This window comes from Arthrobacter pasteuri (assembly GCF_054510955.1).
The window spans coordinates 316100-340541 of the sequence record NZ_JBTNDO010000002.1 but is presented as its reverse complement, the minus strand read 5'-3'; the positions used below and the strand labels follow the sequence as shown (position 1 = coordinate 340541).

The 24442-nt window shown below is 67.8% G+C and carries 24 protein-coding genes and 1 riboswitch; of the genes, 17 read left to right on the top strand and 7 right to left on the bottom strand.

All coding sequences use genetic code 11. The features are described from left to right. Positions 1-62 precede the first annotated feature (62 nt). Positions 63-377: a DUF6457 domain-containing protein gene (locus ACX80H_RS12655; RefSeq protein WP_459313711.1), complete on the top strand. Its 315-nt coding sequence runs from the start codon at positions 63-65 to the stop codon at positions 375-377. A 9-nt stretch (positions 378-386) separates the two neighbouring features. Here the strand turns inward: ACX80H_RS12655 and ACX80H_RS12650 are convergent, their stop codons facing one another. After that, positions 387-1643 (bottom strand): MFS transporter, encoded by a 1257-nt coding sequence (locus tag ACX80H_RS12650; protein ID WP_459313710.1) that lies wholly within the window; start codon positions 1641-1643, stop codon positions 387-389. 145 nt (positions 1644-1788) lie between these two features. Then, complete coding sequence (locus tag ACX80H_RS12645; RefSeq protein WP_459313709.1) at positions 1789-4206, bottom strand: FdhF/YdeP family oxidoreductase; 2418 nt, start codon at positions 4204-4206, stop codon at positions 1789-1791. A gap of 236 nt (positions 4207-4442) precedes the next feature. Here ACX80H_RS12645 and ACX80H_RS12640 point away from each other — a divergent pair, with 236 nt between their 5' ends. The 8 genes from ACX80H_RS12640 to ACX80H_RS12605 all read left to right on the top strand — a co-directional run bounded on the left by ACX80H_RS12640 (position 4443) and on the right by ACX80H_RS12605 (position 12079). Then, positions 4443-5006 (top strand): MarR family winged helix-turn-helix transcriptional regulator, encoded by a 564-nt coding sequence (locus ACX80H_RS12640; protein ID WP_459313708.1) that lies wholly within the window; start codon positions 4443-4445, stop codon positions 5004-5006. Further along, the gene (locus tag ACX80H_RS12635; protein ID WP_459313707.1) at positions 5006-6886 is read left to right on the top strand and encodes an MFS transporter; all 1881 of its coding nucleotides are present in this window, start codon (positions 5006-5008) and stop codon (positions 6884-6886) included. Before ACX80H_RS12640 ends, ACX80H_RS12635 begins: the two co-directional genes overlap by 1 nt. Before the next feature lie 131 nt (positions 6887-7017). Further along, entirely contained in the window at positions 7018-7752 is a 735-nt protein-coding gene (locus tag ACX80H_RS12630) for a glutamine amidotransferase (protein ID WP_459313706.1), read from the top strand. 211 nt (positions 7753-7963) lie between these two features. Further along, positions 7964-9190, top strand: coding sequence for an NAD(P)/FAD-dependent oxidoreductase (locus ACX80H_RS12625; RefSeq protein ID WP_459313705.1), 1227 nt, complete (start codon positions 7964-7966; stop codon positions 9188-9190). A 169-nt stretch (positions 9191-9359) separates the two neighbouring features. Next, positions 9360-9701 (top strand): ArsR/SmtB family transcription factor, encoded by a 342-nt coding sequence (locus ACX80H_RS12620; RefSeq protein WP_459313704.1) that lies wholly within the window; start codon positions 9360-9362, stop codon positions 9699-9701. Then, positions 9698-10186, top strand: coding sequence for an SRPBCC family protein (locus ACX80H_RS12615; protein ID WP_459313703.1), 489 nt, complete (start codon positions 9698-9700; stop codon positions 10184-10186). The genes ACX80H_RS12620 and ACX80H_RS12615 overlap by 4 nt, the downstream gene beginning before the upstream one ends. A gap of 65 nt (positions 10187-10251) precedes the next feature. Then, on the top strand, positions 10252-11253 hold the full coding sequence (locus ACX80H_RS12610; RefSeq protein WP_459313702.1) for an acetamidase/formamidase family protein: 1002 nt from the start codon (positions 10252-10254) through the stop codon (positions 11251-11253). 64 nt (positions 11254-11317) lie between these two features. Beyond that, positions 11318-12079, top strand: a complete 762-nt coding sequence (locus ACX80H_RS12605) for an SDR family NAD(P)-dependent oxidoreductase (RefSeq protein WP_459313701.1) — start codon at positions 11318-11320, stop codon at positions 12077-12079. A 53-nt stretch (positions 12080-12132) separates the two neighbouring features. Here the strand turns inward: ACX80H_RS12605 and ACX80H_RS12600 are convergent, their stop codons facing one another. Continuing rightward, positions 12133-12966: an alpha/beta fold hydrolase gene (locus ACX80H_RS12600; RefSeq protein ID WP_459313700.1), complete on the bottom strand. Its 834-nt coding sequence runs from the start codon at positions 12964-12966 to the stop codon at positions 12133-12135. Between the two features lie 95 nt (positions 12967-13061). On the opposite strand from ACX80H_RS12600, the gene ACX80H_RS12595 reads away from it, so the two are divergent. Further along, the gene (locus tag ACX80H_RS12595) at positions 13062-13640 is read left to right on the top strand and encodes a TetR/AcrR family transcriptional regulator (protein WP_459313699.1); all 579 of its coding nucleotides are present in this window, start codon (positions 13062-13064) and stop codon (positions 13638-13640) included. Here the strand turns inward: ACX80H_RS12595 and ACX80H_RS12590 are convergent. Then, a complete protein-coding gene (locus ACX80H_RS12590) occupies positions 13637-13930 on the bottom strand; it encodes a GNAT family N-acetyltransferase (RefSeq protein WP_459313698.1) in 294 nt (97 codons plus the stop codon). The two genes, ACX80H_RS12595 and ACX80H_RS12590, sit on opposite strands and share 4 nt — an antisense overlap. A 59-nt stretch (positions 13931-13989) precedes the next feature. Further along, the gene (locus tag ACX80H_RS12585) at positions 13990-14367 is read right to left on the bottom strand and encodes a DUF7793 family protein (RefSeq protein WP_459313697.1); all 378 of its coding nucleotides are present in this window, start codon (positions 14365-14367) and stop codon (positions 13990-13992) included. A 140-nt stretch (positions 14368-14507) separates the two neighbouring features. Between ACX80H_RS12585 and ACX80H_RS12580 the strand changes: the two genes are divergently transcribed. The 6 genes from ACX80H_RS12580 (at position 14508) to ACX80H_RS12555 (ending at position 20566) form a co-directional block, all read left to right on the top strand. Next, positions 14508-15266, top strand: a complete 759-nt coding sequence (locus ACX80H_RS12580; protein ID WP_459313696.1) for an SDR family NAD(P)-dependent oxidoreductase — start codon at positions 14508-14510, stop codon at positions 15264-15266. 92 nt (positions 15267-15358) lie between these two features. Beyond that, positions 15359-15472, top strand: a riboswitch (SAM riboswitch). Positions 15473-15508: 36 nt separating this feature from the next. Next, a complete protein-coding gene (locus tag ACX80H_RS12575; protein ID WP_459313695.1) occupies positions 15509-16897 on the top strand; it encodes an LLM class flavin-dependent oxidoreductase in 1389 nt (462 codons plus the stop codon). Positions 16898-17019: 122 nt separating this feature from the next. Beyond that, a complete protein-coding gene (locus ACX80H_RS12570) occupies positions 17020-18060 on the top strand; it encodes a methionine ABC transporter ATP-binding protein (RefSeq protein ID WP_459313694.1) in 1041 nt (346 codons plus the stop codon). Continuing rightward, a complete protein-coding gene (locus ACX80H_RS12565; RefSeq protein ID WP_459313693.1) occupies positions 18057-18761 on the top strand; it encodes a methionine ABC transporter permease in 705 nt (234 codons plus the stop codon). The genes ACX80H_RS12570 and ACX80H_RS12565 overlap by 4 nt, the downstream gene beginning before the upstream one ends. Before the next feature lie 93 nt (positions 18762-18854). After that, positions 18855-19787, top strand: a complete 933-nt coding sequence (locus tag ACX80H_RS12560) for a MetQ/NlpA family ABC transporter substrate-binding protein (RefSeq protein WP_459313692.1) — start codon at positions 18855-18857, stop codon at positions 19785-19787. A 125-nt stretch (positions 19788-19912) separates the two neighbouring features. Continuing rightward, positions 19913-20566, top strand: a complete 654-nt coding sequence (locus ACX80H_RS12555) for an SDR family oxidoreductase (protein ID WP_459313691.1) — start codon at positions 19913-19915, stop codon at positions 20564-20566. A gap of 316 nt (positions 20567-20882) precedes the next feature. Here the strand turns inward: ACX80H_RS12555 and ACX80H_RS12550 are convergent, their stop codons facing one another. Continuing rightward, on the bottom strand, positions 20883-21158 hold the full coding sequence (locus tag ACX80H_RS12550) for a helix-turn-helix domain-containing protein (RefSeq protein ID WP_459313690.1): 276 nt from the start codon (positions 21156-21158) through the stop codon (positions 20883-20885). Further along, positions 21158-22681: an APC family permease gene (locus ACX80H_RS12545; protein WP_459313689.1), complete on the bottom strand. Its 1524-nt coding sequence runs from the start codon at positions 22679-22681 to the stop codon at positions 21158-21160. Before ACX80H_RS12545 ends, ACX80H_RS12550 begins: the two co-directional genes overlap by 1 nt. A 240-nt stretch (positions 22682-22921) precedes the next feature. Here ACX80H_RS12545 and ACX80H_RS12540 point away from each other — a divergent pair, with 240 nt between their 5' ends. Then, the gene (locus ACX80H_RS12540; protein WP_459313688.1) at positions 22922-24382 is read left to right on the top strand and encodes an APC family permease; all 1461 of its coding nucleotides are present in this window, start codon (positions 22922-22924) and stop codon (positions 24380-24382) included. The last annotated feature ends 60 nt before the right edge of the window (positions 24383-24442 follow it).

Genomic DNA, 24442 nt, shown 5'->3' with positions numbered 1-24442 from the left:
TTGGGGGAGTGTTGCCGGTCGCGATCGGCAACCGCGGCCCGTACCCGACCCGAGGAGACCCCATGGCAACGCCCGACGACGAAGAGCGCACCCTCAGCGAGTGGAGCCGCACCCTGACCCAGGCCCTGCAGATCCTCGATCTCGAAGTGGACCACCCGAGGATCGTCGAGCTGGCGGAGCGATCCTCCTCCTTCGTGTCCCCACACGCCGGGGCGATCAGTGCCTTCCTGGTCGGCTACGCGGCGGGCACCGTAACCACTGATGGCCGGGAGGAGACGAGCGCAGCCGTCGAGAAGGCCGCGAACACCGTGATGACCATCATCGCCAAGGACGAGGAGACCAACGAGGAGAAGGGCTGGACGGGCTCGGCGCAGTAGCTGCCCTGGTCACGGCGGCGCCGCGGCCCGGGTCCGTGCTTCCACGAGCCGCGTGAGCGCCCACACCAGTACGACGGCGACGGGCACGGCAGCGCCCAGGCTCAGTCCGGAGTAGCCCAGCAGCACCAGGGCCGTGCCCGCGAGGGCCCCGCCCAGGGCGCCGGCCAGGTTCATGACGAGGTCCGACGAGCCCTGGACCGGCGCGCGCTCGGCGACGTCGACGGCGCCGGCCACCAGGGCCGACGCCGAGACGACACACGCGGACCAGCCGAGTCCGAGCAGCACCAGGCTCGCCGTCACCCAGCCCTCGGACCCGGCGCCCCGCCAGGCGGTCAGGAGTGCCGCGAGCAGGAGTACCTGACCGCACAGGATGCCCTGCGTCTTCCCGAAGCGGTCCGCGATCCAGCCGAAGACGGGCGACAGTGCGTACATCCCCGCCACGTGCAGGCTGATGGTCAGTCCCACGACCGTGAGTCCGGCCCCGTGGTCGTGCAGGTGCACCGGCGTCATGGACATGACGGAGACCATGGCGGCATGGCCCACCGCGATGCTGACCACGGCGAAACGCGCAGCGGGATTCCGGGCGAGAATGGCCAGTCCGCGTCGCCTCTCCGGCGGGCTCCCTGCCGGGCGCTCCGCTGCCTCGCGCTGCAGGGCGGTCAGGAGGGGATCGGGGCGCAGCCCCAGCGAGTAGACTGCCGCGGCGGCGGCCTGCGCCGCCGCGGAGAAGACGAAGCCCCCGCTGAGGGGAGGGATGCCGAGCACCCCTGCCAGGACCTGGCCGGGTTCGAAGAGGTTGGGGCCGAGGACGGCGCCGATGGTGGTTGACCAGACCACGACGGCGAGGCTGCGTCCGCGGGTGGCCTCGTCGGCGAGGTCCGTGGCGGCGAACCGTGCCTGCAGGCTCGTCGCCGATCCGGCGCCGAGGAGCACCAGTGCTCCGAGCAGGAGCGGGAACAGCGAGAGCGAGGCTGCCGTGATGGCGAGCAGCGCACCACAGCCGGCGACGACGGCGCCTGTCGCGAGACCTGTGCGGCGCCCCCTGCGCTGAGCGAGAGACGCGAGGGGGACGGCGGCCGCAGCGGCCCCGAGCGTGGCCATGGTCGCGGCCATGCCGGACCAGGCGCTCGACCCCGATGTCTCGGCGGCGAGCAGCGCCCCGAGGGACAGTGTGGCGCCGGCTCCGACGCCGCCCAGGATCTGGGCGACGACGAGCACCCGGATGACACGGCGCTGCTGATCCTGCTGCTCCCCGTGCTGGCCCATCGGATCCGCTCCTCACGGTCGCCGTGCCCGGGGCGGTCCACCGAAGCCCGGCACCGCCTCGGTCACCGCGTACAGGCTCCAGGGCCACCGGAACGACCGCGGCCAATCGTTCCAATGGTCCTGAGTGCAGCCGACCTGCGGAGGGTCAGGCGTTCGCCGCCTCCGATTCCTTGACGGGTGTGCCCTTGCCGCCTCCGGGGAAACCGTCCGCCTCGTCGCCGGGCCCTTCGGCTGTCGCTCCGACGTCGTGCGCCGAGGGCGCCGTGTGCGTGCTCGGTTCGAACCGCACGATGACCTGCTTCGACGTCGGGGTGTTGCTGCCCTGGGCGACGTGATCCAGCGGTACCAGGACGTTGGCCTCCGGGTAGTAGGCGGCGGCACACCCCCGCGCCGTCGGGTACGACACCACACGGTACGCGCGGAGTACGCGCTGCACGCCGTCGTCGTGCACGCCGTGGACATCCACGTTCTGGCCGTCCTTCAAGCCCAGTTCGGCGATGTCCTCGGGATTGATGAAGACCACGTGCCGGCCCTTCTTGATGCCGCGGTACCGGTCGTTGTTGCCGTAGATGGTGGTGTTCCACTGGTCGTGGGAGCGCAACGACTGCAGGATCAGCGTTCCCTGGGGGCGCTCGAGGTACTCGAGGTCGTTGACGGTGAGGACGGCCTTGCCCGTCGGCGTGTTGAAGGTGCGCGAGTCCCGGGGTCCGTTGGCCAGGATGAAGCCGCCCTCCTGCCGGATCTTCCGGTTGTAATCCTGGCACCCCTCGACGACGTGGGAGATGTGCTCGCGGATGAGGTCGTAGTCCTTCTCGAAGCCCTCCCAGTCCGCGTCGATCTTCCCGTCGATCGTCGCGCGGGCCAGCCGGCTGATGATCGCCGGCTCGGAGAGCAGGTTCTCGGAGACGGGCTCCACGCTGCCCCACGACGGGTGGACCGCGCAGACCGTGTCCTCGACCGAGACGAACTGCACGCCGGTGGCCTGCCGATCGATCTCCGTGCGGCCCTTGCAGGGCAGGATCAACGCCTCCTTGCCCGTGATGAGGTGCGAACGGTTGAGCTTGATGGAGATCTGCGCCGTCATGTCCGTGTTCTCGAACGCCTGCTCCGCCACCTGCGTGTCCGAGATGGCGGAGACGAGGTTGCCACCGAGCGCGACGAGCACCTTCACCTGCCCGTCGCGCATGCGCCGGATGGACTCGACGGCATCGACGCCGTGCTCGCGGGGCGGTTCGAAGCCGAACTCCTTGCCGAGGGCGTCCATGAAGGTGGGCGGCATCTGCTCCCAGATGCCCATGGTGCGGTCACCCTGCACGTTGCTGTGCCCGCGGATGGGAGAGGCGCCTGCGCCCGGCTTGCCCATGTTGCCGCGCAGCAGCAGGAGGTTGATCATCTCCTTGATGGTCGCGACGCCCTTCTTCTGCTGCGTGATACCCATCGCCCAGGTGATGATCACCTTGTCCGCGGCGAGGTACCGCGCGGCGAGCTCGTCGATCTCCTCGATCCGCAGCCCGGTGGCCTCCAGCACGGTTGCGTCATCGAGTTTCAGCACGTGCTCGCGCAGCTCGTCGAGTCCCTCGCAGTGCTTCTCGAGGAATGCGTGATCGAGCACCGTTCCGGGGTTCTTCGCCTCGGCCTCGAAGACCCGCTTGGAGATGGCCTGCAGGAGGGCCATGTCCCCGCCGAGCCGGATCTGGAGGAACTGGTCGGCGATCTCCGTGCCCTTGCCGACGACGCCCCGGACCAGCTGCGGGTTCTTGTAGCGCTTGAGAGCGGCTTCGGGGAGGGGGTTCACGGCCACGATCTGCCCGCCGTTGCGCTTGCAGGCCTCGAGCTCGGTGAGCATGCGCGGGTGGTTGGTCCCCGGATTCTGGCCCATGACGATGATGAGATCGGCGTGCGCGTAGTCGTCGAACGTCACGGTCGCCTTGCCGATACCGATGGTTTGGCCCATCGCCCAGCCGGAGGACTCGTGGCACATGTTGGAGCAGTCGGGCAGGTTGTTGGTGCCGAAGGCGCGGACGAAGAGCTGATACAGGAAGGCAGCCTCGTTGGAGGTCCGGCCGCTCGTGTAGAAGGCGGCGTCGTCCGGCGAGTCGAGGCTCTTCAGCTTGTTGCCGAGGATCTCGAACGCCTCGTCCCAGCTCACGGGCCGGTAGTGGTCTTCTCCTGCCGGCTTGTAGACGGGCTCGACGAGGCGTCCCTGCATGCCCAGCCAGTACTCCGAGCGCTGCCGGAGGTCACTGATCGAGTGCTCGGCCCAGAAGTCGGACGAGATGACGACGGGGGTGGCCTCCCAGGTGACGGCCTTCGCGCCGTTCTCGCAAAACTCGAAGGTCTTCCGCTTGTCGGGATCGGGCCATGCGCAACTCGGGCAGTCGAAGCCGTCCTTGTGGTTCATCTTCAGGACGGTCTTCAGCGTCCGCTCGATACCCATGTGCTCGATCGCGGGCTTCATCGAGTGGTAGACCCCGGGAAGGCCGGCAGCCCAGTCCTTCGGCCGTTTCCCGACCTTGAGGTCCTTCTCGTCGACTTCCTCTACGCGGGGTTCCTTGCGCGTCATGGCGAACGTCCTCTTCCGTGGCCCGGGGCGGGCCCTTGTCGACAGGTGATCCAACTGTCCTTGTGTATCAGGCTTAACAGGGTGACGGCCGGAACCGCAAGCATTCGGGCTCGTTTCCCCGCATTCTTGACGCGATCCGGGACCGCGGGGCGCCGAGGGTTTATTTAGTTGACCTAACGAAACGGCGGGCGTACAGTTACTTAGAGCAACGAAGTGAATGAGGCCGGGAGTCCCGAATGTCAGTAGCACAGCACACGGCTGCGGAGCTGGTGCACAACATCTTCGACCTGCAGCGCGCCCTGCGGGGAGTGACTGCTGCCACCATGAAGTACTCGGAGCTGGGACCCGCGCACACCGGGGTCCTCTTCTTCATCGGCGAAGGCGGCCCGATGCGGGCGTCGGCCCTCGCGGCGAAGCTCGGCATCGGCCCTTCGGCGTTGAGTCGGCAGCTTGCCGACCTCGAGCAGTTCGGCTTCGTGATCCGCACGCCGGATCCGCTGGACGGCCGGGCCTGTCTCCTCTCGCTGTCGGGGGAGGGGCAGAGCCATCTCGCGGAGACCTACGAGCGCAGGGCCGAGACCCTGCGGGAGATCCTCTCCGACTGGACCGAGAGCGAGGCCGAAGCGGCGTCGTCGTCGGTCCAGCACCTCACCGCAGCCCTCCGCTCCGCCGCATCGGGCGTGGCAGGATATGCCGTCCTGGACGCCCCCAGAACACCCCGCACCACAGCACACCGCACGGGCGATGACGGCCGTCACCACCTGGACTCCTTGTCCGAGATCACGAAGGAAGCACTCTGATGGCCACCCATTCCACCGCGGCGGAAGCAGCGCCCGCGCCGCAACCGGCCTCGCACCACGGGGCTGCCGAGCCCATGAACCACAAGCAGGTCCTGCAGGCGCTCACGGGCCTGCTGGCCGGCCTGTTCACGGCAATCCTGAGCAGTACGATCGTGGCGAACGCCCTGCCGACGATCATGAGCGACCTCAACGGCTCGCAGACGGACTTCGCCTGGGTCATCACGGCCGCGCTGCTCGCCAATGCGGCGACCACCCCGATCTGGGGCAAGTTCTCCGACCTGTTCGACAAGAAGATCCTGGTGCAGGTCAGCATCGTGATCTTCGTGGCGGGATCGGTCCTCGCAGGCCTCGCGCAGACCATCCCGCTGCTGCTCGCCGCGCGCGTCATCCAGGGTGTCGCCATGGGCGGCCTGACCGCGCTGGCCCAGGCCATCATCGGCACCATCATCGCCCCGCGTGAGCGCGGCCGGTACTCCGGCTACATGGGCGGCGTCATGGCCGTCGCCACGGCCGGCGGACCCCTCCTCGGCGGCTTCATCGTCGATTCGCCCCTCGGCTGGCGCTGGACGTTCTTCGTCTGCGTGCCGCTCGCCATCATCGCCCTGATCCTGCTGCAGGTCACCCTCAAGCTCCCCGACACGCGCCGTAAGGCCCGGATCGACTGGCTCGGTTCCATCCTGCTCACCGCCGGCGTCAGCCTCCTGCTCATCTGGGTCTCCTTCGCCGGCAAGGAGGGCTACTACGAGTGGTTCTCCCGGGAGAGCGCCCTCATGGTCGGCGGCAGCGTGATCCTGCTGGCGCTCCTGCTCGTGGTCGAGGCCCGAGTGGCCGAGCCGATCATCCCGCTGAAGATCATCTCCGAGCGCACCACCGCCCTGGCCATCATCGCCTCGATCGCCGTCGGCATCGCGCTGTTCGCCACCTCGAGCTACCTGGGCCAGTACTACCAGGTGGCACGCGGCGCCACGCCCACCGAGGCCGGCCTGCTGACGCTGCCCATGATCGCCGGAAACCTCCTCGGGTCCATCGGTGCAGGTCAGCTCGTCACGAAGTTCGGCAAGTGGAAGAGGTACCTCATCGCGGGCGGCCTGTTCCTCATCGCGGGCCTCGGACTCGCCGGCACGATCGACCACCTCACGGAACTCTGGGTGGTCGGCATCTACACCTTCATCTTCGGCATGGGCCTCGGCCTGATGCTGCAGAACCTCGTCCTCGCCGTCCAGAACACCGTGGCGGTCAAGGACATCGGCTCGGCCAGTGCCTCCGTCGCGTTCTTCCGCTCGCTGGGCGGTGCAGCGGGCGTCGCCGTCCTGGGTGCCATCCTCGGAACCCAGGTGGAGAACAAGACCACCGAAGGCCTTGCTGCGGCGGGTATCCCCACCAGCGGCGGTGCTGTCGGCGGCTCACTCGACCTCGTCGACCTCCCCGCGCCGATCGCCGATATCGTACGGGCTGCCTATGGCGACAGCACGGCCCTGATCTTCCTGATCACGGCGGTCATCGCGGTCCTCGGACTCGTCTGTGTGCTGTTCATCAAGGAGACCCCGCTGCGGCGTACGGTCGACTTCGCCCAGGCCGCGCCCGCCGGCCCCGCTGCCTCCCTGTCGCCCGCGGCAACGGGTACCACGCCCGCGGTCGCCGGAGCGCAGGATGCCGCTCCGTCCGCAGCGGCTCCAGCGGCTGCACACTCGGCACGCGAGGCCGGCGCCGCGCAGGTAGCGGACGGTGCGGGGGAATCCGACGTCGTCGCATTGAAGCCATCCCGCGGCCGTCACAGTGCCGGACCGGTGGCCATCTCCAAGGCGGACCTGGAGCGGGTGGCGCAGGAACTGTCCGAACTGGACGCCGAGCTGTCCGACCGCGCGGGCGCCAACCTCTGATTCGCCCTCGGACACCAGGCCATCGGGGCAACCCGGTGGCCTGTCGCCGTTCTTCAGGGGATGGTGCCGCTACCCGGGCCGCCGACGGCAGGACGCTCCGACGGCGGCACCGGGGCCAGTAGCATCGAGGGGTGAAACCGTTCCTCCTCCTGGGCACTCGTGCCGAGAACCATGCCGCCGACGCCGAATATCTAAGTTTCCTGCGCTACGGCGGCCTGGCCGAGGGAGACCTGCGGCGCATCCGGCTGGAGGCGGAGCCCCTGCCCGAGCTGGACCTCGCCGACTACTCCGGGATCTTCCTCGGCGGCAGCCCCTTCAATTCCTCCGACCCGGAGGAGGAGAAGAGCGACGTCCAGATCCGTGTGGAGCGTGAGCTCGGCGGGCTGCTGGACCGTGTCGTCGCGGAGGACTACCCCTTCTTCGGCGCATGCTACGGCGTCGGGACCCTGGGGCGCCACCAGGGAGCCGTCATCGACTCCACCTATTCCGAGCCGGTCGGCGCCGTCGAGGTCACACTGACCGAGGACGGTGTCGCCGATCCGCTGCTGGCCGGGTTGCCGTCGTCGTTCGCCGCCTACGTGGGACACAAGGAGGCGTGTGCGATGCTGCCGGGATCGGCGGTACTGCTGGCGTCGTCGGCCACCTGTCCCGTGCAGATGTTCCGTGTGGGGGAGAACGTGTACGCGACGCAGTTCCACCCGGAACTCGACGTCGAGGCCCTCGTGGGGCGTATCCGGACCTATCGCCACGCCGGCTACTTCCCGCCCGAGGAGGCCGACGACTACATCGCGCGGGCCCGTGCCCTGGTGGTGGACCGGCCCGCGACGATCCTGCGCACCTTTGTGACGAGGTACGCACGCGGCTGACCGGAGTCGTCAGGGTCCGTCCGGTGGGATCCGGCGGGCGCGATTGCCGAGGTGCCGATCCGGTGCGGCATGGCTCTGTGCGTACCCCGTTCGCCCGGCTCCCCTGTCCTGCGTCGGTGCGGGGCGGTACTGTCGGGGGACAGGCCGCGCAGGGCGATCAGAAGAGGTAGCTGCCATCGGATCCAGCACGAGCACTCCACGGGCGGGCCGTATGGTCCCCGTCATCCCCGCTCCGGGCGAGAAGCGCCACCACCAGGTGCTCATCATCGGCGGTGGCAACGCCGGCGTGTCACTCGCCGGGCGTCTGAAGCGATACCGTCTGAAGGACATCGCCGTCATCGAGCCCCGGAGCCGGCACCTCTACCAGCCGCTCTTCTCGCATATCGCGGGCGGCACCGCGGATGCCTTCGAGGCGGTACGTCTGCAGTCGGCCGTGATGCCCCGGGGGGTCACCTGGATCCAGGACAAGGCCACCGACGTCAGTACAGAGTCCAACACGGTGCTGCTCGAGTCCGGATCCGCCGTCACCTACGACCACCTCGTCGTGTGCCCGGGCATCCAGAACGACTGGACGTCCATCCCGGGTCTCAAGGAGGCCATGGAGGGTCCGTACGGGGGATCGAACTACGAGTACGAACTGGCTCCCAAGGCCTGGAAGCTCTTCCGGAACCTGACCGACGGCACGGTGGTCTTCACGCAGCCGCCCGGGCCGGCCTCGTGCGACGGCGCCGCCCAGAAGCCCATGTACCTCGCGTGCGACCACTGGCGGCGCCAGGGCGTCCTGAAGGACATCCGGGTGGTCCTCGCCGTATCCACGCCCACGATCTTCGGCATGAAGATCATCGACGAGGAACTCAACCGGAAGATCGACGAGTACGGGATCGAGGTCCGCTACAGCACCCGGCTCGAGTCCGTGGATCCGGAGGCACGCACGGTGGTGCTTCGGCGCTCCACCGATGACACCACGGAGACCATCGGCTACGACGTCCTCCACGCCGTGCCGCCGCAGTCCGCGCCGGAGTGGCTGAAGAGCACGGACCTTCCGGCGTCCGGAAACCGCGGAGGCTTCGTCGAGGTGGACCCCGTCATCCTGCGGCACCCGCGTTTCCTCGCCATCTGGTCCCTGGGGGACGCCGCCTCGACGCTCAACTCCAAATCGGGAGCAGCGCTGCGCATGCAGACGAAGGTGCTCGCCAAGAACCTCAAGGCCGTTCTCAAGGGGAAGGAGCCCACCTCGAAGTACAACCACTATTCGGCGTGCCCCTTCGTGGTCAGCCGGAAGACGGTGGTGTTCTCCGAGTTCGACGACAAGTACTCGCCGATGCCCACCGTGCCGGGCTGGAAGAACCTGGCCCGCGAGCGCAGGTCGACGTTCGTCGTGGAGCGGGTCGTGTTGCCGAAGGTGTACTGGAACCTCATCCTGAAGGGTCGGGCCTGAGCAAAGCGTCTGGCGGTACGCTGCCCGGCCTCGTCGTGGTGATGCGGCCTGCCGCGAAAGAACCCGCAGCAGGCGCTGCGCCGTCGTCTGCTTTCCCCCTTGTACCGGCGCACCGGCAGGCCTACACTCGCCTTATCAACTGATTGGTTGATAAACGAGGAGGTGGATCATGCAGGACGATGATCTCGATGCCGCCTTCTCGGCGCTCGCTGACCCGGCCCGCAGGGCCATCATCGCGCGGCTTTCGCGCAGCTCGGCCACCGTCAACGAGCTGGCGGAACCCTTCGCCATGACCAAGCAGGCAGTCTCCAAGCACATCCAGGTGCTCGAGCAGGCCGGCCTGATCACCCGCACGCGGGACGGCCAGCGCCGTCCCTGCCACCTCGACCCCGCCGCGCTCGAAACTCTGACGGGCTGGATCGACACCTACCGCCTGGAAGCCGAACGGCAGTACCGCAGGCTCGACGGCGTGCTCGCATCCCTGCAGGACCAGTCCAAGGAACAGTCATGAAAAATCCCACCACCATCACGGCGGAACCCGGCCAGCCGACCCTCCACATCACCCGTGAGCTCGACGCCCCGCGGGACGTCGTCTTCCGGGCATTCACGGAGCCGGACCTCGTGCGCCAGTGGCTCGGTCCGCGTCGCATGATCATGGAGATCCTCGAGTTCGACGCGGTGACCGGAGGTGCGTACTCGTATATCCACCGCGACGACGAGGGCAATGCATACGGTTTCCGTGGGATCTTCCACACCGTCCTCGCGCCGGAGCGGATCATCCAGACGTTCGAGTTCGACGGCGCGCCACACTCCGTCAGCGTCGAGAGCATGGTCCTCGAGGACCTCGGCGGCGGCAGGACCCGTTGCTCGGCCCAATCAGCATTCCTCACCGTCGAGGCCAGGGACGCGATGATCGGCGACGGCATGGAGAAGGGCGTAAACGAGGGATACGAGCGCCTCGACGATGTGCTCTCCTCGCTGGCTCTGGCCGGCTGACACCCCGCGATCCGGGGCGGCCTCGGGCCCTTGTCCAGCCCGGGGCCGCACCGTAGCATCCGGTCATGGAGATCATCGAGTACCACCCGCGGCGGGACCAGCTCGTGTACACCTTCGGTGGCAGCGCCCCGGTGATGACGGTCCAGCCGGGTACTGCGCTGAAGCTCTGGACGGAGGATGCCTTCAACAATGCGCTGACCTCCGTGGATGACGTGTCCGGCGAAAAGGTGGACATGAACTTCATCAATCCGCAGACCGGCCCGTTCTACGTGGAGGGTGCAGAACCGGGGGACACGCTCGCGCTGCACATCGTCGACCTCACACCGGCCCGCTCCTACGGTTCGTCCGCCACCATCCCGTTCTTCGGGGGCCTGACCAGCACGGAGCGCACTGCGACCCTGCAGGAGCCGCTGCCGGACATCACCTGGATCTACCAGGTCGACACCGAGCGGCGGACGGTCGGCTTCCAGTCACGGCTGGGCGACTTCCAGGTCGCACTCCCGCTCGAGCCGATGCTCGGCACCGTCGGTGTCGCTCCGCCTGGTGGCGAGGTGCGCTCCTCCCTGGTGCCCGAGCGGTTCGGCGGCAACATGGATGCACCCGACGTGAAGCCGGGCACCACCGTCTACCTCGGCGTCAACGTGGAAGGCGCCCTTTTCTCCGTCGGGGACGGGCACTACCGTCAGGGCGAGGGAGAGGCGTGCGGCACGGCCGTCGAAGGTGCCATGCACTCGACGATCATCGTCGAGCTCATCAAGGGCGGTGCTCCCGCCTGGCCGCGGCTCGAGACGGACTACCACTGGATGGCGGTCGGGTCCTCACGCCCCATGGAGGACTCATGGCGCATCGGCCAGCTGGAGATGGTGCGGTGGTTCGGGGATCTCTTCGGGCTGCACCAGCTCGACGCCTACCAGCTCCTCACCCAGACGGCCCTCGCGCCGATCGCGAACGCCGTCGATGCCAACTACAGCGTGGTGGTCAAGGCGCCCAAGGCGCTCTTTCCTGCAGTCGATGCCTATGGCGGACTCCACGCCCACCTGCGCCGGCAGGGCGCCGAACTCCGCTGAACAATCCGGGCTCCGCCGGCAGGGCGGGCCCTTTCCGACCACCGACCCTTACCGGAGGACTTCCATGGATCTGCACCTCGCCGGCACCACCGCCCTCGTGACCGGCGGCACGAAGGGTATCGGCCGCGCCGTCGTCGAGTCGTTCGCTCGGGAAGGGGTGAACGTGGCCTTCTGCGCGCGGAATGCCGCAGAGGTGGCGGCCACCGAAGCGGCCTTCGCCTCGTCCCCGGCGCGGGTCGCGGGGTACGTCGTCGACGTCGGTGACGGTCTTGCTCTTGCGGCCTGGGTACAGACCGTGGCGATGGAGTTCGGTGGCATCGACGCCGTGGTCAGCAACGTCAGCGCCCTGGCCATCGAGGACACCGAGGAGAACTGGGAGGCGAGCCTGCGCGTCGACCTGATGGGGACGGTGCGCCTCGTGAAGGCGTCGCTCCCGCATCTCGCGGGGAGTTCGACGCCGTCGATCACCGCGATCTCCAGCGTCTCCGGGCGCGAGGTGGACTTCGCCTCGGGGCCCTATGGAACCGTGAAGTCGGCGCTCATCGCCTACATCGCGGGGCTGGCCTTCCAGCTCGCGGACCAGGGTATCCGGGCCAACACCGTCTCGCCGGGCAACACCTATCACGAGGGCGGAGTCTGGGAGAGCATCGAGGGCGGGAATCCGGAGCTGTTCTCCACGGCGATGGGACTTAATCCGACCGGCCGCATGGGCACTCCGCAGGAGGTGGCGGACGCCGTCGTCTTCCTCGCCAGCCCACGGTCCAGCCGCACCACGGGAGCGAACCTCCTGATCGACGGCGGCCTCACCCGCGGCATCCAGTTCTAGGAGCGGTGTTCCCCACGCCGCAGGGCGCCGAGCCCCTGCGGCGTGGGGCGAGGCTACTTCGCGAGGAAGCGGAGCAGGACCTCGTTGATCTCCGCGCCATGCGTCCAGAGCATGCCGTGCGGTGCGTCCTCGATCTCCACGTACTCCGCGGAGGGCAGGCGCTTGGTGAACTCGCGGCCGGTCGAGTCGATCGGGAGGATGCGGTCTCCTGTGCCGTGGACGATCAGCGACGGGACGGTCACCTTCTCGACGTCGGACCGGAAGTCGGTCAGCCAGGAGTCGACGACGGCGAAGGACGCGTACCAGGAGGCTCCGGCGGCGACGTTCCAGGCGTTGCGCAGTGCTTCCTCGCTCAGGCGGTTGCCGAGGAAGTCGTCGGTGTTGAAGAAGTCGTTGTAGAAGTTCGTGAACCAGGCATAGCGGTCCTCGATGGCGGCGTCGCGGATGCCGTCGAACACGGTCGAGGGTACGCCGGAGGGGTTGTCCTCGGTCTGGAGGAGGAACGGCTCGAGCGAGGCGAGGAACGCAGCCTTGGCCACACGGGCCTCTCCGTAGGTGCCGATGTAGCGGCCCACTTCACCGGTGCCCATCGAAAAGCCGACGAGGACGACGTCCTGCAGGTCGAGGGTCTCGAGGACCGTGTTGAGGTCGGCCGCGAAGGTGTCGTAGTCGTAGCCCGTGGTGGGCTTGCTCGACTTGCCGAAACCGCGGCGGTCGTAGGTGATGACGCGGTAGCCGGCGTCGAGGAGGGCGGCGGTCTGCTTCTCCCACGAGCCGCCGTCCAGCGGGTAGCCGTGGATCAGGACGACGGGCTGGCCCGTTCCGTGGTCCTCGTAGTAGAGCTCGATGTCCGTGGTGTTCTCGGTGCCGACTGCGATGAAGCCCATGACCATGTCCTTGTCTCGAAGTGAGAGAACGTTCGTTCTCTCCCGGTGATCACATCGTATAGAACGATCGTTCTCCCTACAAGTAGAATGGGTGCATGGATATTTCCGAGGCCCGCTCCCGCATCGTGGCGACCGCCGACGAGCTCTATAACGCAAAGGGGATCCAGGCCGTCGGCATGGACGAGCTGCGTGCGGCGGCAGGTGTCTCCCTGAAGAAGCTGTACCAGGAGTTCCCGTCGAAGGGCAGCATCGTCCTGGCGGTCCTCGAGCGCCGGCACCGGTCCTGGACGGAAGGGCTGGATGCGACGGTGCGCGAGGCCCCGACGCCGAGTGCACGGCTCCTCGCGATCTTCGACTTCCTCGCGCAGTGGTTCGGCGAGGATTCCTTCCGCGGATGCGGCTTCATCAACAGCTTCGCGGAACTCGGAGCCGTCAGCCCGGACGTCGCGGAGTACGCCCGAAAGCACAAGGCATCCTTCCAGGACTATGTCGGGCGCCTGGCCGAGGAGGCAGGGGCGCCGTCGTACCTCGCGGCACAGCTGTCGATCCTCGCAGAGGGCGCGCAGACCACGGCGGCAATCGCCGGGACCCCGGAAGCGGCAGGGCAAGCGCGTCGGGCGGCCGAAGTGCTCATCGATGCGGCGCTGGGTGAAGGGGTTGGACGGGCAGGCTAGCCCACCAGGTCCTGGTACTCGGGGTGGTCTCCGATGAAGGCCGCCACGAACTCGCACTGGGGTACCACGGTGAGGTGCTGCGCGCGGGCGTCGTCGAGGGCGTACCGGATCAGCGTGCTGCCGATACCCTGGCCCTCGACCTCTTCGTCGACCACCGTGTGGGTAAAGACGATGGTGTCGCCGGACCGTTCGTACGCCGCCATGCCCGCAGGGTCTCCGTCGAGGTTCGCGATGTAGCGGCTCTTCGCCTCAATGTTCGTGACCTGGATCCCGCTGTTCCCGGAGTTCATGCTGTCACCTTCGCATTCACCACGAGAACGGGTCAATGCGCCCTTCCCGCGGTCCGGTGCTAGTCGCGCGAAGCCGGTCCCGTAGCGTGCTCGGCCGTGCTGCCGTCGAGCAGCCATGCGAGCGCTTCGGTCTCGGAGCAGAAATAGCGCGTGACGGTGGGGGAGCGGTGGGAGAACCCCGACATCACCTCGTCGACGACGTCCTCACCCACGACGGCGACTCTGGAGAACCCTCGGTATGCAGCCATTCCAACGCGTGCTTCGGGAGTGATGCCGGTGATGCCATGCATGTGGACCAGGAGCGGCAGTGCGGTGGGACCGTGGAATTCTGCCAGGGCGCGGGCGGCGGCAACGGCATGCGCATAGGTGATCTCGACGCCGCGCTTCCACCGAAGCTTCAAGATCCCCCTGTCGAAGTGCGCACTGAATGGGTCCATCGAGGTCCTTTACCGGAGGTAGAAGCAGTAGCTTGACAGCGTACCAAGGGGGACTTCGTGGTTCAGCCTCCTCGTCGGTGTTCCGACTCGACCTGAGCGCTTCGGGCTCCCGGTGCCATGCGGGCTGTAGCGTCTGATCCATGACATTGAGCATTCTGGTGACCGGCGCGAGTCGCGGGATCGGCGCCGCCATCGCTCACGACCTGGCTGGACGGGGACATCGCATCGCCGTGCATGCGGGACGCGATGCGACGGCTGCTCTGGCGGTTCGTGACGCCCTGCCCGGCGCAGGTCACGCCGTCGTCGTCGGTGATGTCGCCGATCCGGAGGAGTGCGTGCGGATCGTCGAGGAGACCGTGCGGGAACTCGGCGGGGTCGACGTCCTGGTGAACAATGCAGGGATCTTCGAGGCGCATCCTGTTGCCCAAGCATCCTTCGACGACTGGCAGCACGCCTGGCGCCGCACCCTCGCCGTCAACCTGCTGGGGCCCGCGAACCTGGCCTGGCTCGTGGCGCGCCACCTCCTGGATCGGCCCTCGGGACCCGAGGGCGGTCGGCTGATCAGCGTGGGCTCCCGCGGCGCCTACCGGGGTGAACCCCTGAACCCTGCCTATGGGGCGAGCAAGGCTGCGCTTCATTCGATGACCCAGTCGCTGGCCGTTGCGCTCGCACCCTCGGGCATCCTCTCGGCGGCGGTCGCGCCCGGTTTCGTCGAGACGGACATGGGCCGGACGGTGCTCGACAGTCCGGAGGGTGACGCGGTCCGGGCGCAGAGTCCGTTCAATCGGTTGGCCACCCCGGAGGAGGTGGCGCAGACCGTGGCATGGCTTGCCACGGATGCTCCGCTCTGGGTCAGCGGCACCGTGGTCGACGTGAACGGGGCGTCCTACCTTCGGTAACCGTCTCCTCGGCCGAGGCCTTGCCGATCGTGACGCACTGTGACGGATGCATATGGACGCCGGCGCGGACGGGCATCTAGGCTCATCACCAGAATCAAGAGCTCCAACGTCAAACCCTGGTTTGTTGGACGGCAACCCTCTCGCTGTAGCGGGGTGCCCCAGGTGAGGATTCGGCCCGGCATGCACCGTGCGGGCAAGTATGGCGCTACCCTCACGGCAGTGCCCTGACATGAGGATCTTTCATGCCCGCATCACCGCGCCATATTCGCTTCAATGCCTTCGACATGAACTGCGTGGGCCACCAGTCACCTGGCCTGTGGCGGCACCCGGACGATCAGTCCTGGCGCTACAAGGACCTGCGGTACTGGGCCGACCTCGCCAAGACCCTGGAAAAGGGCCTGTTCGACGGCATCTTCATCGCCGACGTCCTCGGCACCTACGACGTCTACGGCGGTTCCAACGAGGCCACCCTCCGCCAGGGGACGCAGACCCCGGTCAATGATCCGTTCCTGCTCGTCTCCGCCATGGCCCTCGTCACCGAGCACCTCGGCTTCGGAGTCACGGCGGGCACCGCGTACGAGCACCCCTACCCGTTCGCCCGCAGGCTCTCCACCCTCGACCACCTCACCAATGGCAGGGTCGGCTGGAACGTGGTCACGGGCTACCTGCCCTCCGCCGCGCGGAACATGGGCAACGAGGACCAGCTGGAGCACGACGAGCGCTACAACCACGCGGACGAGTACCTCGAGGTCCTCTACAAGCTGCTCGAGGGGTCCTGGGAGGACGACGCCGTGGTCCGTGACCGTGAGGCCGGCGTCTTCACCGATCCGGCCAAGGTCCACGACATCAACCACGACGGCAAGTACTTCAAGGTCCCCGGTATCCACCTCAGTGAGCCCTCGCCGCAGCGGACGCCCGTGATCTACCAGGCCGGTGCCTCCTCGCGCGGGATCGCCTTCGCTGCGGGGAACGCCGAGGCGGTCTTCGTCGGCGCACCCACCAAAGTGATCCTCAAGGACGCCGTGAAGAAGATCCGCGACGCCGTCGAGGCCGAAGGACGCGACCGCTACTCCGTACGGATCTACACCATGCTCACCGTCATCACGGACGAGACGGAGGAAAAGGCCCAGGCCAAGCACGCCGAGTACCAGCAGTACGTCAGCTACGAAGGAGCCCTTGTGCTGCTGTCGGGCTGGCTGGGCATCGATCTCAGCGTCTACGACCCCGACGAGCCCATCGGCAATGTGAAGTCGAACGCCATTCAGTCCGCCGTCGCGAACTTCCAGAAGGTGAACGACGACGGCGAACCCTGGACCGTGCGCGACATCGCCGAGTGGGCAGGTATCGGGGGGCTTGGTCCGCGCATCATCGGGTCCGGGTCGCAGGTTGCCGATGAGCTCCAGGCCTGGGTCGAGGAGACCGACGTGGACGGTTTCAACCTGGCGTATGCCATTACGCCCGGCTCCTTCGAGGACGTCATCCAGTACGTGGTTCCTGAACTCCAGAAGCGGGGTGCCTATCCGACGGAATACGTCGAGGGAACCCTGCGCAACAAGCTGTTCGGCAAGGGCGACCGCCTTCCCGAGGAGCACCGCGGAGCGCGCTTTCGGCTCGAATCCGTCCGGCTCTGACGCCCCACTGACCTGACGCGGACCGCCGGGGTTCCCGGCGGCCGAACCCGCAGCACCGTCCATCCCTTCCCTGCTGCCCACCCTTTCGACGCTTCCGACCCGCATCCTGCCCAAGGAATCCCATGATCTCGCTTCGACAACTGACGAAGACCTACGGTCGCGGACACGCTGCCGTCACCGTGCTCGACCACCTCGATTTCGAGGTGCCCACCGGCCGTATCGCCGCCGTCGTCGGCCCGAGCGGTGCAGGCAAGAGCACCCTGGCCCAGTGCATCAACCTGCTCGAACGTCCGACGTCGGGGGCCGTCGTCGTCAATGGCGAGGAGCTGTCGGGCCTGCCGGAGAAGCGTCTGCGCGAGGCGCGCCGCCGCATCGGCACTGTGTTCCAGTCCTCGAGCCTGCTCAGCCGCCGGACCGCCGCGGAGAACATCGCCCTGCCCCTCGAATACCTCGGCGTCACTCCCGGCGAGGCGCGGGCTCGTGTTGCCGAGTTGCTGGACCGCGTAGGGCTGTCGGACAAGGCCGGCCACTACCCGTTCCAGCTCTCCGGCGGCCAGGCGCAGCGCGTGGGAATCGCTCGGGCGCTCGCGCTGCGACCGTCCATCCTCCTGGCGGACGAGGCAACCTCCGGACTCGATCCGGACACCACGCGGTCCGTCGTCGGCCTCATCCGTCAACTGCGCAACGACCTCGACCTCACCGTCGTCTTCATCACGCACGAGATGGACACCGTACGGCAGGTCGCCGACACGGTGGCGCGGCTGGATCACGGTCGCATCGTCGAGCAGGGCGGCCTCGTGGAACTCCTGACCTCGCACGATTCGCTGCTCGGGCGGTCGCTGCAGCCCCGGCGCGGCCATGCCGGACCGGAAGCCGGAACCCGTACCTGGTACGTCACCTACGACTCGACCGACGTCCCCGGCGACTGGATCCAGCGGCTCACCGAGGACCTCGGTGTCGTGGTGCATCTTCTGGGTGCCTCCGTCGAGACGGTCCATGGCGTCAACACCGGGAGCGCGACGCTCGGCATCGGAACCGACGACGACGCGCGAGTCAGTAGTGCGCTCACACGCTACGGACTCAGCGGAACGCCCGACGGCGGTGGAGGCAGACAGTCACAACAACTCCTTGCGGCCACGGCTGTGCTGGAGGACGTGGCATGAGCGCCCTCATCCTTCCCCGCGCTGACGTTCCTGTTGTCGACCTGCCGGCACTGCTGCTGCCGGCCTATGGCGAGACCTTGACGATGGTCGGCATCGTCATGGCTGTCGTCCTCGTCATCGGCACACCGCTCGGAGTGCTCCTCCACAACGTCGCGCCCGGTGGCCTCTACGAACGTCCAGCACTCCACACGGCACTGAGCTGGATCATCAGCATCGGGCGGTCCCTTCCGTTCCTGATCCTCATGGCGGCCATCGTTCCGTTCACCCGGTTCATCACCGGCACGAACATCGGCATCGCGGCCGCCGTGGTCCCCATGTCCCTGGCCGGCATCGCGTTCTTCACGCGTATCGTCGAGAATTCGCTGCGGTCCGTGCCGCCGTCGATGGTGCAGGTGGCGCGGGCCGCCGGCGGGTCCAACCTGCAGATCATGCGCACAGCGCAGTTCAGCGAAGCTGTCCCAGCGGTCATCGGCGGGCTCACCATCCAGGTGATCGCGATGATCGAGTACTCGGCGATCGCGGGCACCATCGGTGCAGGCGGTATCGGGTATGTGGCCGTCACCTACGGTTACCAGCGCTTCGACAACACGGTCATGCTCGCGACGATCGTGATCCTGGTGGTGACGGTCGCCCTCGTGCAGATCGTCGGAGACCGCCTCGTACGCTTCACGACGCCGCAGAAGCGTTTGCAGCGCGCCTGACGTTCCCCGCGCATCACCCTCGCCCATCCTCTCCCGTTTCTTCATGCTCATCCCACCCTGCGCTTCTTCGAGCGCGCCCAGAAAGGCATTGCCATGTCCGAAAACACCAATCCTGAGCCAACATCGACAGGTTCCTCACCAGCCGGCGCGGACCATGGATTCACCCTCCGGAAGCGGCGCAAGGCGCCGTGGATCGCAGGCGGGGCCGTCGCCGTCCTGGCCGCCGGCGCCTTCATCACCGTGCCACTGCTCAACCCGTCCGAGTCCGCGGCAGAAACGGAAGGTGCAACTCTCCTCGTCGCGACCGCCGAAGGGAATCACGCTGAGCAGGCGCTCATCGAGTTCATCGACCGGGATATCGCGCCGAAGTACGGCATCGACATCGAGTTCAAGGGATTGAGCGATAGCAACACCATCAACCGGGCCGTCAGTGAGGGCGAGGTCGCCGCGACGGTGTACCAGCACGAGCTGTGGCTCGGACAGGTGCTGGAGGCCAACCCGGACTTCCGTGAGACGGCCGTGGCGCCCGTCTTCCGCTGGGGATTCGGCATCTGGTCGGACAAGTACACGAGCGTGGACCAGATCCCCGATGGCGGCACCGTCTCCCTCTACTCGGATCCGGCGAACGAGGCCCAGGGTCTCTGGCTGCTGGAGCGGGCAGGGCTGATCACGCTCAAGGAGGGTGTCGACAAGTGGAAGGCGACACAGGATGACATCGCGTCGAACCCGAAGAACCTGAAGTTCACGCTCCTCGACTTCGGCGCCCAGTCCCGAGCCCTGCCGGACCTGGATGCCGCTGTCGGCTACACCGAGTACTACACGGCAGCCAAGATTCCGCTCGAGAAGCAGATTTTCGCGCCCGCGGCACCCGACGAGTTCGCCGCGCAACTCACGGTCGGCACCGATTACGTAGACACGGACAACATCAAGAAGCTCACCGAGGCGTTTGCAGACCCCGCCGTGCAGGAGTTCCTGCGGACGGATCCCTCGGTGAAGGACCTGCTGCTGCCGATCGAAGCCCCCTGAGTACACCTGGGCGGAACCGGGAATAACGCTCCGCCGGGGGCTGAACACCCGTCAGCGGGTGGCCAGCCCTCGGGCGAGGGGACTAGCGTCGGAAGCAAGACAGTCGACGACCTGAAGGAGTTCCCATGTCACGCGTAGCCATCATCGGTGGACACGGAAAAGTAGCCCTGCACCTGACGAAGATCCTCACGAGTCAGGGCCATCAGGTGAGTTCGATCTTCCGCAACCATGACCACGCTGCCGACGTCGAGCAGGCGGGAGGTACGCCCGTCGTGGCCGACGTTGCTGAGCTGTCGGTGAAGCAGATGGCCGATCTCTTCCGGGGGCATGACGCCGTCGTGTGGTCTGCGGGTGCGGGTGGCAGCAGCCCCGAGGCCACCTACGCGGTCGATCGGGACGCAGCCATCCGGTCCATGGATGCAGCGAAGGAGGCTTCGATCGGCCGCTACGTCATGGTGTCCTATCTCGGGGCCGGCAAGGACCACGGGGTGCCGAAGGACAACGGGTTCTTCCACTATGCGGAGGCCAAGGCAGCGGCGGACGAGCACCTGCGGAAGTCGGAACTCGCGTGGACCATCCTGGGCCCGGGGTCCCTGACCACCGACCCTGGAACCGGCAAGATCGAGGTGTCGGACAAGCCGCAGCGCGACTCCGTTCCCCGCGAGGATGTCGCCCATGTGGCCGCCGTCGTGCTGGGTGAGCTCGGAACGGTGGACAAGACCATCCAGTTCAACAGCGGCGAGACGCCGATCGCGGAGGCCATCGAGGGCGCTCTGTAGTCGTAAGGACTACGACAGGCGGCGCTGTTCGGGCGTCGCCTTTCGTGTGTCTACCAGGTCAGCATGGTGTCGCTTTGGATGGCTGTGGTGCCCATCGACGTGAGTTTGGATACCAGCGTGGGTTGGATGCCGACTTGCTTCAGATATCGACCTGCGTTCAGCTCCGGGTGTGCGTTCGCGTGCAGTGTCTGAGCGAACCCTCGTGGGATTGGCGTTCTCCGTGCTGGGCTTATGAAGCGCACCGGGCATTGGCTGCGCCAGCACCCTCCGTCACAGGAGGTCAGGTGAGACCGTCAGGGGAAAGCGGCGGACCGTCCTACCCCGTGCCGCCGGCGGACAGCTGCACCAGGAGTTCGACCTTGCGGCCGAGCGCGAACCCGCTGAGGTCCGGCAGGCGGACCAGGTACTCGTCCTCGACGAGCAGGTTCAGGAGGCGGTAGGTCGTCGCCTTCGGCAGCCCCAGGTTACGGCTCACCTCCAGGCCCGTGACGCCCGGCCCGCAGCGCGCCACTTCCTCGAGGACGGCCAGCGCACTGCGCACCGCTTTGGGCTGTCGCGCCCGCAGGCCGACGTCGTCGGACTGCTCCGGCATCAGGGTGCTCCGCCCGCGGCAGGCCGGCCACCCCCGAGCACCGCGTCCTGGGTGGGTACGTCGTACAGCCCCAGTGTCGGTGCTGCGGTCCCTCGTCGTCGGTGCCAGAGGTACCAGAGCAGGGCGGCGGCGAGCAGGACGCAGTAGATCCAGCCGCTCGCACTCCGTCCCTGGCCGGCCAGGGTGATCCGGTAGGTGATGAGGGCGCCCGCGAGCGCCGTCGAGGTGATCCCCGCGGCGAGTGCCGGGCGCAGGGTCAGTTCCCCGATGCGCCGCAGGAAGACGGGTGCCGTACAGCAGGCCAGCAGGTAGGCGGCGACGTAGGCCGTGGCCGCGGTGCCGATCAGCTTGTTCATCGCCTCAGTCGTCCCGACGCCGAGCAGCATCAGCGCTGCCGGCGCGAGGGTGACCAGGGGTGCCGACGCCAGGACGGCGGCGGCAGGTGTCCGGAACCGCGGGTGCGCGTCACCCAGCCAGGCGGGCAGGATGCCCTCCCGGCCCATCGTCAGCAGGACCCGCGCCAGTGCGGTGGTGCAGGCGAGCACGCACGCGAAGAAGGACAGCGCGGCGCCCGCGTCGAGGAGGGGGATCAGCCATGGCAGGCGGGCCGCGCGCATCGCGGGACCGAAGACCTGCGACTCCTCCGGCCGCATCGGATGCCCGGACTGCAGCACGCTCAGCTGGGCGAGTGTTGCCGCCACGTACAGCACGCCGCCGGCCGCCGCGCTCCAGAGCAGCACGCGGGGGATCGTCCTGAGCGGTTTGCGGGTCTCCGCTCCGAGGACGGTCGCGCTCTCGAAACCCACGAAGCCCATGAGCGCCAGGACGGCACCGGTCGCGAGGCCACCGAAACCGGGGTCGGGCACGGTCTCCGGGACACCGATGCCGGGTACCACCTCCCCGGGTATCCCGAGGAACACCAGGACGATCGGCACGGCGAGGACCAGCAGGGCCGATGCCTCCGCGAGGAGCATGGCGAGGGAGGACAGGCGCAGGCCGCGCAGGAGCAGCCAGGTGCAGGTCCCGCCCACCGCGAGGACGACGACGGCGCCGGCGGGGCCGGCGAGCCGCGGCTGCCCGAACGAGACCAGGAAGTCCGAGGCATGCACGGTCAAACCGATCAACGCGAACATGGCGACGCCGGCATAGCCGATGATCAGCGAGCACCCCGTCGCGAGGGCGACCAGCGGACGCCACGTCCCCGTGCTGCCGAGGGCCTGGGCCACGTAGCTGTACAGGGATCCGGCCGCTCCCATCCGCCGGGCGGACTGGCCCAGGGTGTAGCCGACCAGCAGGACCAGGACGGTCGCGCAGAGGATCGACGCCACGGCGTAGCGTCCTGCTGCAGCGGTGACCATGGCGGGCATCGTGACCGCCGCGGCGACCGGCGCCATGGCGGAGACGGACTGCGCCAGGGCATCGACGGGCCCGAGGCTGCGCCGGGCCAGGCCGTGGAGGGGAGAGGTGTCCGCCAGCCCCTCGACGGGAGGAGGGCTGGCGACGGCGTCCTGCAGTGGGTTCATGATGTGCCTTTCCCCCGCGAACAGTAGGTGCGCCGTGTTGCCCTCGTGTTTCGCGACGGCTGTATGACGCGCGGCTCCAGCAAGCCCGGGCGAAGGCGGCCCAGCGGGCCCGGGCGCAGGGGCCGCGGCACACCCGGGCGAACGGCCCCGGGAGGTCCGGGCGACGAGTCTCATTTGGAACGCCGACAGCTTTTACCGGGCGATGACGGAGTGGAAACCGGGCGTTGGAAGCATCGCCGCATGGCTACTTCCTCCACCGGCACGGCGCCCGCTTCCGCCGTCGGCACCCAGCGCCTCACAGGCACGCTGGGCGCCGGATCGATCGTGTTCATGGTCGTCGCGGCCGCATCGCCGCTGACCGTCATCGGCGGCGCTGCGCCGCTCGGAATCCTGCTGGGCAACGGTCCGGGTTATCCCAGCATGTATGCCATCGCAGGGCTCATCCTCCTCCTGTTCTCCGTCGGCCTGAGCGCCATGAGCCGCGTGGTCCCCAAGCCGGGAGCGTTCTTCACCTACGTCGGCTACGGCCTCGGCAGGAAGCAGGGCCTCGGGGCCGCGTTCCTCGCGCTCCTCACCTACACGACCATCCAGGTGGCTGTGTACGGCTACCTGGGCTTCAGTCTCAACCTCGCACTGACCAACCTCGGCCTGCCGGAGCTGCCCTGGTGGCTCTACGCGCTCGCGATGATCGCCTTCGTCGGCGTGCTCGGCTACCGGCACATCGAGCTCAGCTCGAAGGTGCTCGGTGTCCTGCTGGTCGCCGAGATCGGCATCGTCCTGGTGCTCGCCGCCGTCGTCATGGCGACCGGCGGTGCTGAGGGCCTCTCCGCGGCTCCGTTCACGCCGGTCAATATCGTCTCCGGAGCACCCGGAGTCGGTCTCATGATGGCCATGGCGGGCTTCATCGGCTTCGAGGCCACCGCGATCTTCCGGGACGAGGCGAAGGACCCCGAGAAGACCATCCCACGCGCCACCTACGCTGCCGTGATCCTCATCGGCCTCTTCTACACCTTCAGCGGGTGGGCACTGGTCATGGCGTGGGGTCCGTCGCAGGTCGTGCAGGCCGCCGCTGCCGACCCGGGTGGGATGATCGTCGTCACCGCCGCGAACTACCTCGGGACCGCAGGCGCCATCGCCATCAACGTCCTGCTCCTGACGAGCCTCTTCGCCTGCGTGCTGTCCTTCCACAACGTCATCACGCGCTACCAGCACTCCATGGCAGCCGCCGGCACCATGCCGCAGTCCCTCGCCGACGTGCACCCCCGCCACCTCTCACCCCACAAGTCGTCCCTCGCGCAGACCATCACCGCGACCGTCCTGATCGTCGCCTTCGCGCTGCTGCAGATGGACCCCGTCCTGCAGGTCTTCACCTGGCTCTCGGGCATCTCCACCCTCGCGATCGTCGTGCTCATGGCCCAGACGTGCCTGGCGGTCGTAGCGTACTTCGGCCGCCACGCCGAACTCGCCGGTGGCAGCTGGCGGACCCGGATCGCCCCGGTCCTGGCACTGGTGGGCCTCGTCCTCGCCGGAGCGGTCATCATCGCGTACTTCCCGATGCTCGTCGGCGGTGGCTGGGGCCTGAGCATCGCGCTGATGGTCACCATCCCGCTCACGATGGTGGCCGGCCTCCTCCGCGGCCGCTACCTCGAGCGCAAGGACGGCGCCGCCTACGCCCGGATCGCCGACGCCATCGCGGGCTAGGACCGCACGGCACGACCTCCTGAAACCACCCGTTCCACCGATGTAAGGACCCGAAAGAGA

Excerpts from the sequence above, each read along its gene's own strand:
- ACX80H_RS12655 (WP_459313711.1), top strand. The coding sequence starts at position 63 with ATGGCAACGCCCGACGACGAAGAGCGCACCCTCAGCGAGTGGAGCCGC.
- ACX80H_RS12650 (WP_459313710.1), bottom strand. The coding sequence starts at position 1,643 with ATGGGCCAGCACGGGGAGCAGCAGGATCAGCAGCGCCGTGTCATCCGG.
- ACX80H_RS12645 (WP_459313709.1), bottom strand. The coding sequence starts at position 4,206 with ATGACGCGCAAGGAACCCCGCGTAGAGGAAGTCGACGAGAAGGACCTC.
- ACX80H_RS12640 (WP_459313708.1), top strand. The coding sequence starts at position 4,443 with ATGTCAGTAGCACAGCACACGGCTGCGGAGCTGGTGCACAACATCTTC.
- ACX80H_RS12635 (WP_459313707.1), top strand. The coding sequence starts at position 5,006 with ATGGCCACCCATTCCACCGCGGCGGAAGCAGCGCCCGCGCCGCAACCG.
- ACX80H_RS12625 (WP_459313705.1), top strand. The coding sequence starts at position 7,964 with ATGGTCCCCGTCATCCCCGCTCCGGGCGAGAAGCGCCACCACCAGGTG.
- ACX80H_RS12620 (WP_459313704.1), top strand. The coding sequence starts at position 9,360 with ATGCAGGACGATGATCTCGATGCCGCCTTCTCGGCGCTCGCTGACCCG.
- ACX80H_RS12615 (WP_459313703.1), top strand. The coding sequence starts at position 9,698 with ATGAAAAATCCCACCACCATCACGGCGGAACCCGGCCAGCCGACCCTC.
- ACX80H_RS12610 (WP_459313702.1), top strand. The coding sequence starts at position 10,252 with ATGGAGATCATCGAGTACCACCCGCGGCGGGACCAGCTCGTGTACACC.
- ACX80H_RS12605 (WP_459313701.1), top strand. The coding sequence starts at position 11,318 with ATGGATCTGCACCTCGCCGGCACCACCGCCCTCGTGACCGGCGGCACG.
- ACX80H_RS12600 (WP_459313700.1), bottom strand. The coding sequence starts at position 12,966 with ATGGGCTTCATCGCAGTCGGCACCGAGAACACCACGGACATCGAGCTC.
- ACX80H_RS12595 (WP_459313699.1), top strand. The coding sequence starts at position 13,062 with ATGGATATTTCCGAGGCCCGCTCCCGCATCGTGGCGACCGCCGACGAG.
- ACX80H_RS12590 (WP_459313698.1), bottom strand. The coding sequence starts at position 13,930 with ATGAACTCCGGGAACAGCGGGATCCAGGTCACGAACATTGAGGCGAAG.
- ACX80H_RS12585 (WP_459313697.1), bottom strand. The coding sequence starts at position 14,367 with ATGGACCCATTCAGTGCGCACTTCGACAGGGGGATCTTGAAGCTTCGG.
- ACX80H_RS12580 (WP_459313696.1), top strand. The coding sequence starts at position 14,508 with ATGACATTGAGCATTCTGGTGACCGGCGCGAGTCGCGGGATCGGCGCC.
- ACX80H_RS12575 (WP_459313695.1), top strand. The coding sequence starts at position 15,509 with ATGCCCGCATCACCGCGCCATATTCGCTTCAATGCCTTCGACATGAAC.
- ACX80H_RS12570 (WP_459313694.1), top strand. The coding sequence starts at position 17,020 with ATGATCTCGCTTCGACAACTGACGAAGACCTACGGTCGCGGACACGCT.
- ACX80H_RS12565 (WP_459313693.1), top strand. The coding sequence starts at position 18,057 with ATGAGCGCCCTCATCCTTCCCCGCGCTGACGTTCCTGTTGTCGACCTG.
- ACX80H_RS12560 (WP_459313692.1), top strand. The coding sequence starts at position 18,855 with ATGTCCGAAAACACCAATCCTGAGCCAACATCGACAGGTTCCTCACCA.
- ACX80H_RS12555 (WP_459313691.1), top strand. The coding sequence starts at position 19,913 with ATGTCACGCGTAGCCATCATCGGTGGACACGGAAAAGTAGCCCTGCAC.
- ACX80H_RS12550 (WP_459313690.1), bottom strand. The coding sequence starts at position 21,158 with ATGCCGGAGCAGTCCGACGACGTCGGCCTGCGGGCGCGACAGCCCAAA.
- ACX80H_RS12545 (WP_459313689.1), bottom strand. The coding sequence starts at position 22,681 with ATGAACCCACTGCAGGACGCCGTCGCCAGCCCTCCTCCCGTCGAGGGG.
- ACX80H_RS12540 (WP_459313688.1), top strand. The coding sequence starts at position 22,922 with ATGGCTACTTCCTCCACCGGCACGGCGCCCGCTTCCGCCGTCGGCACC.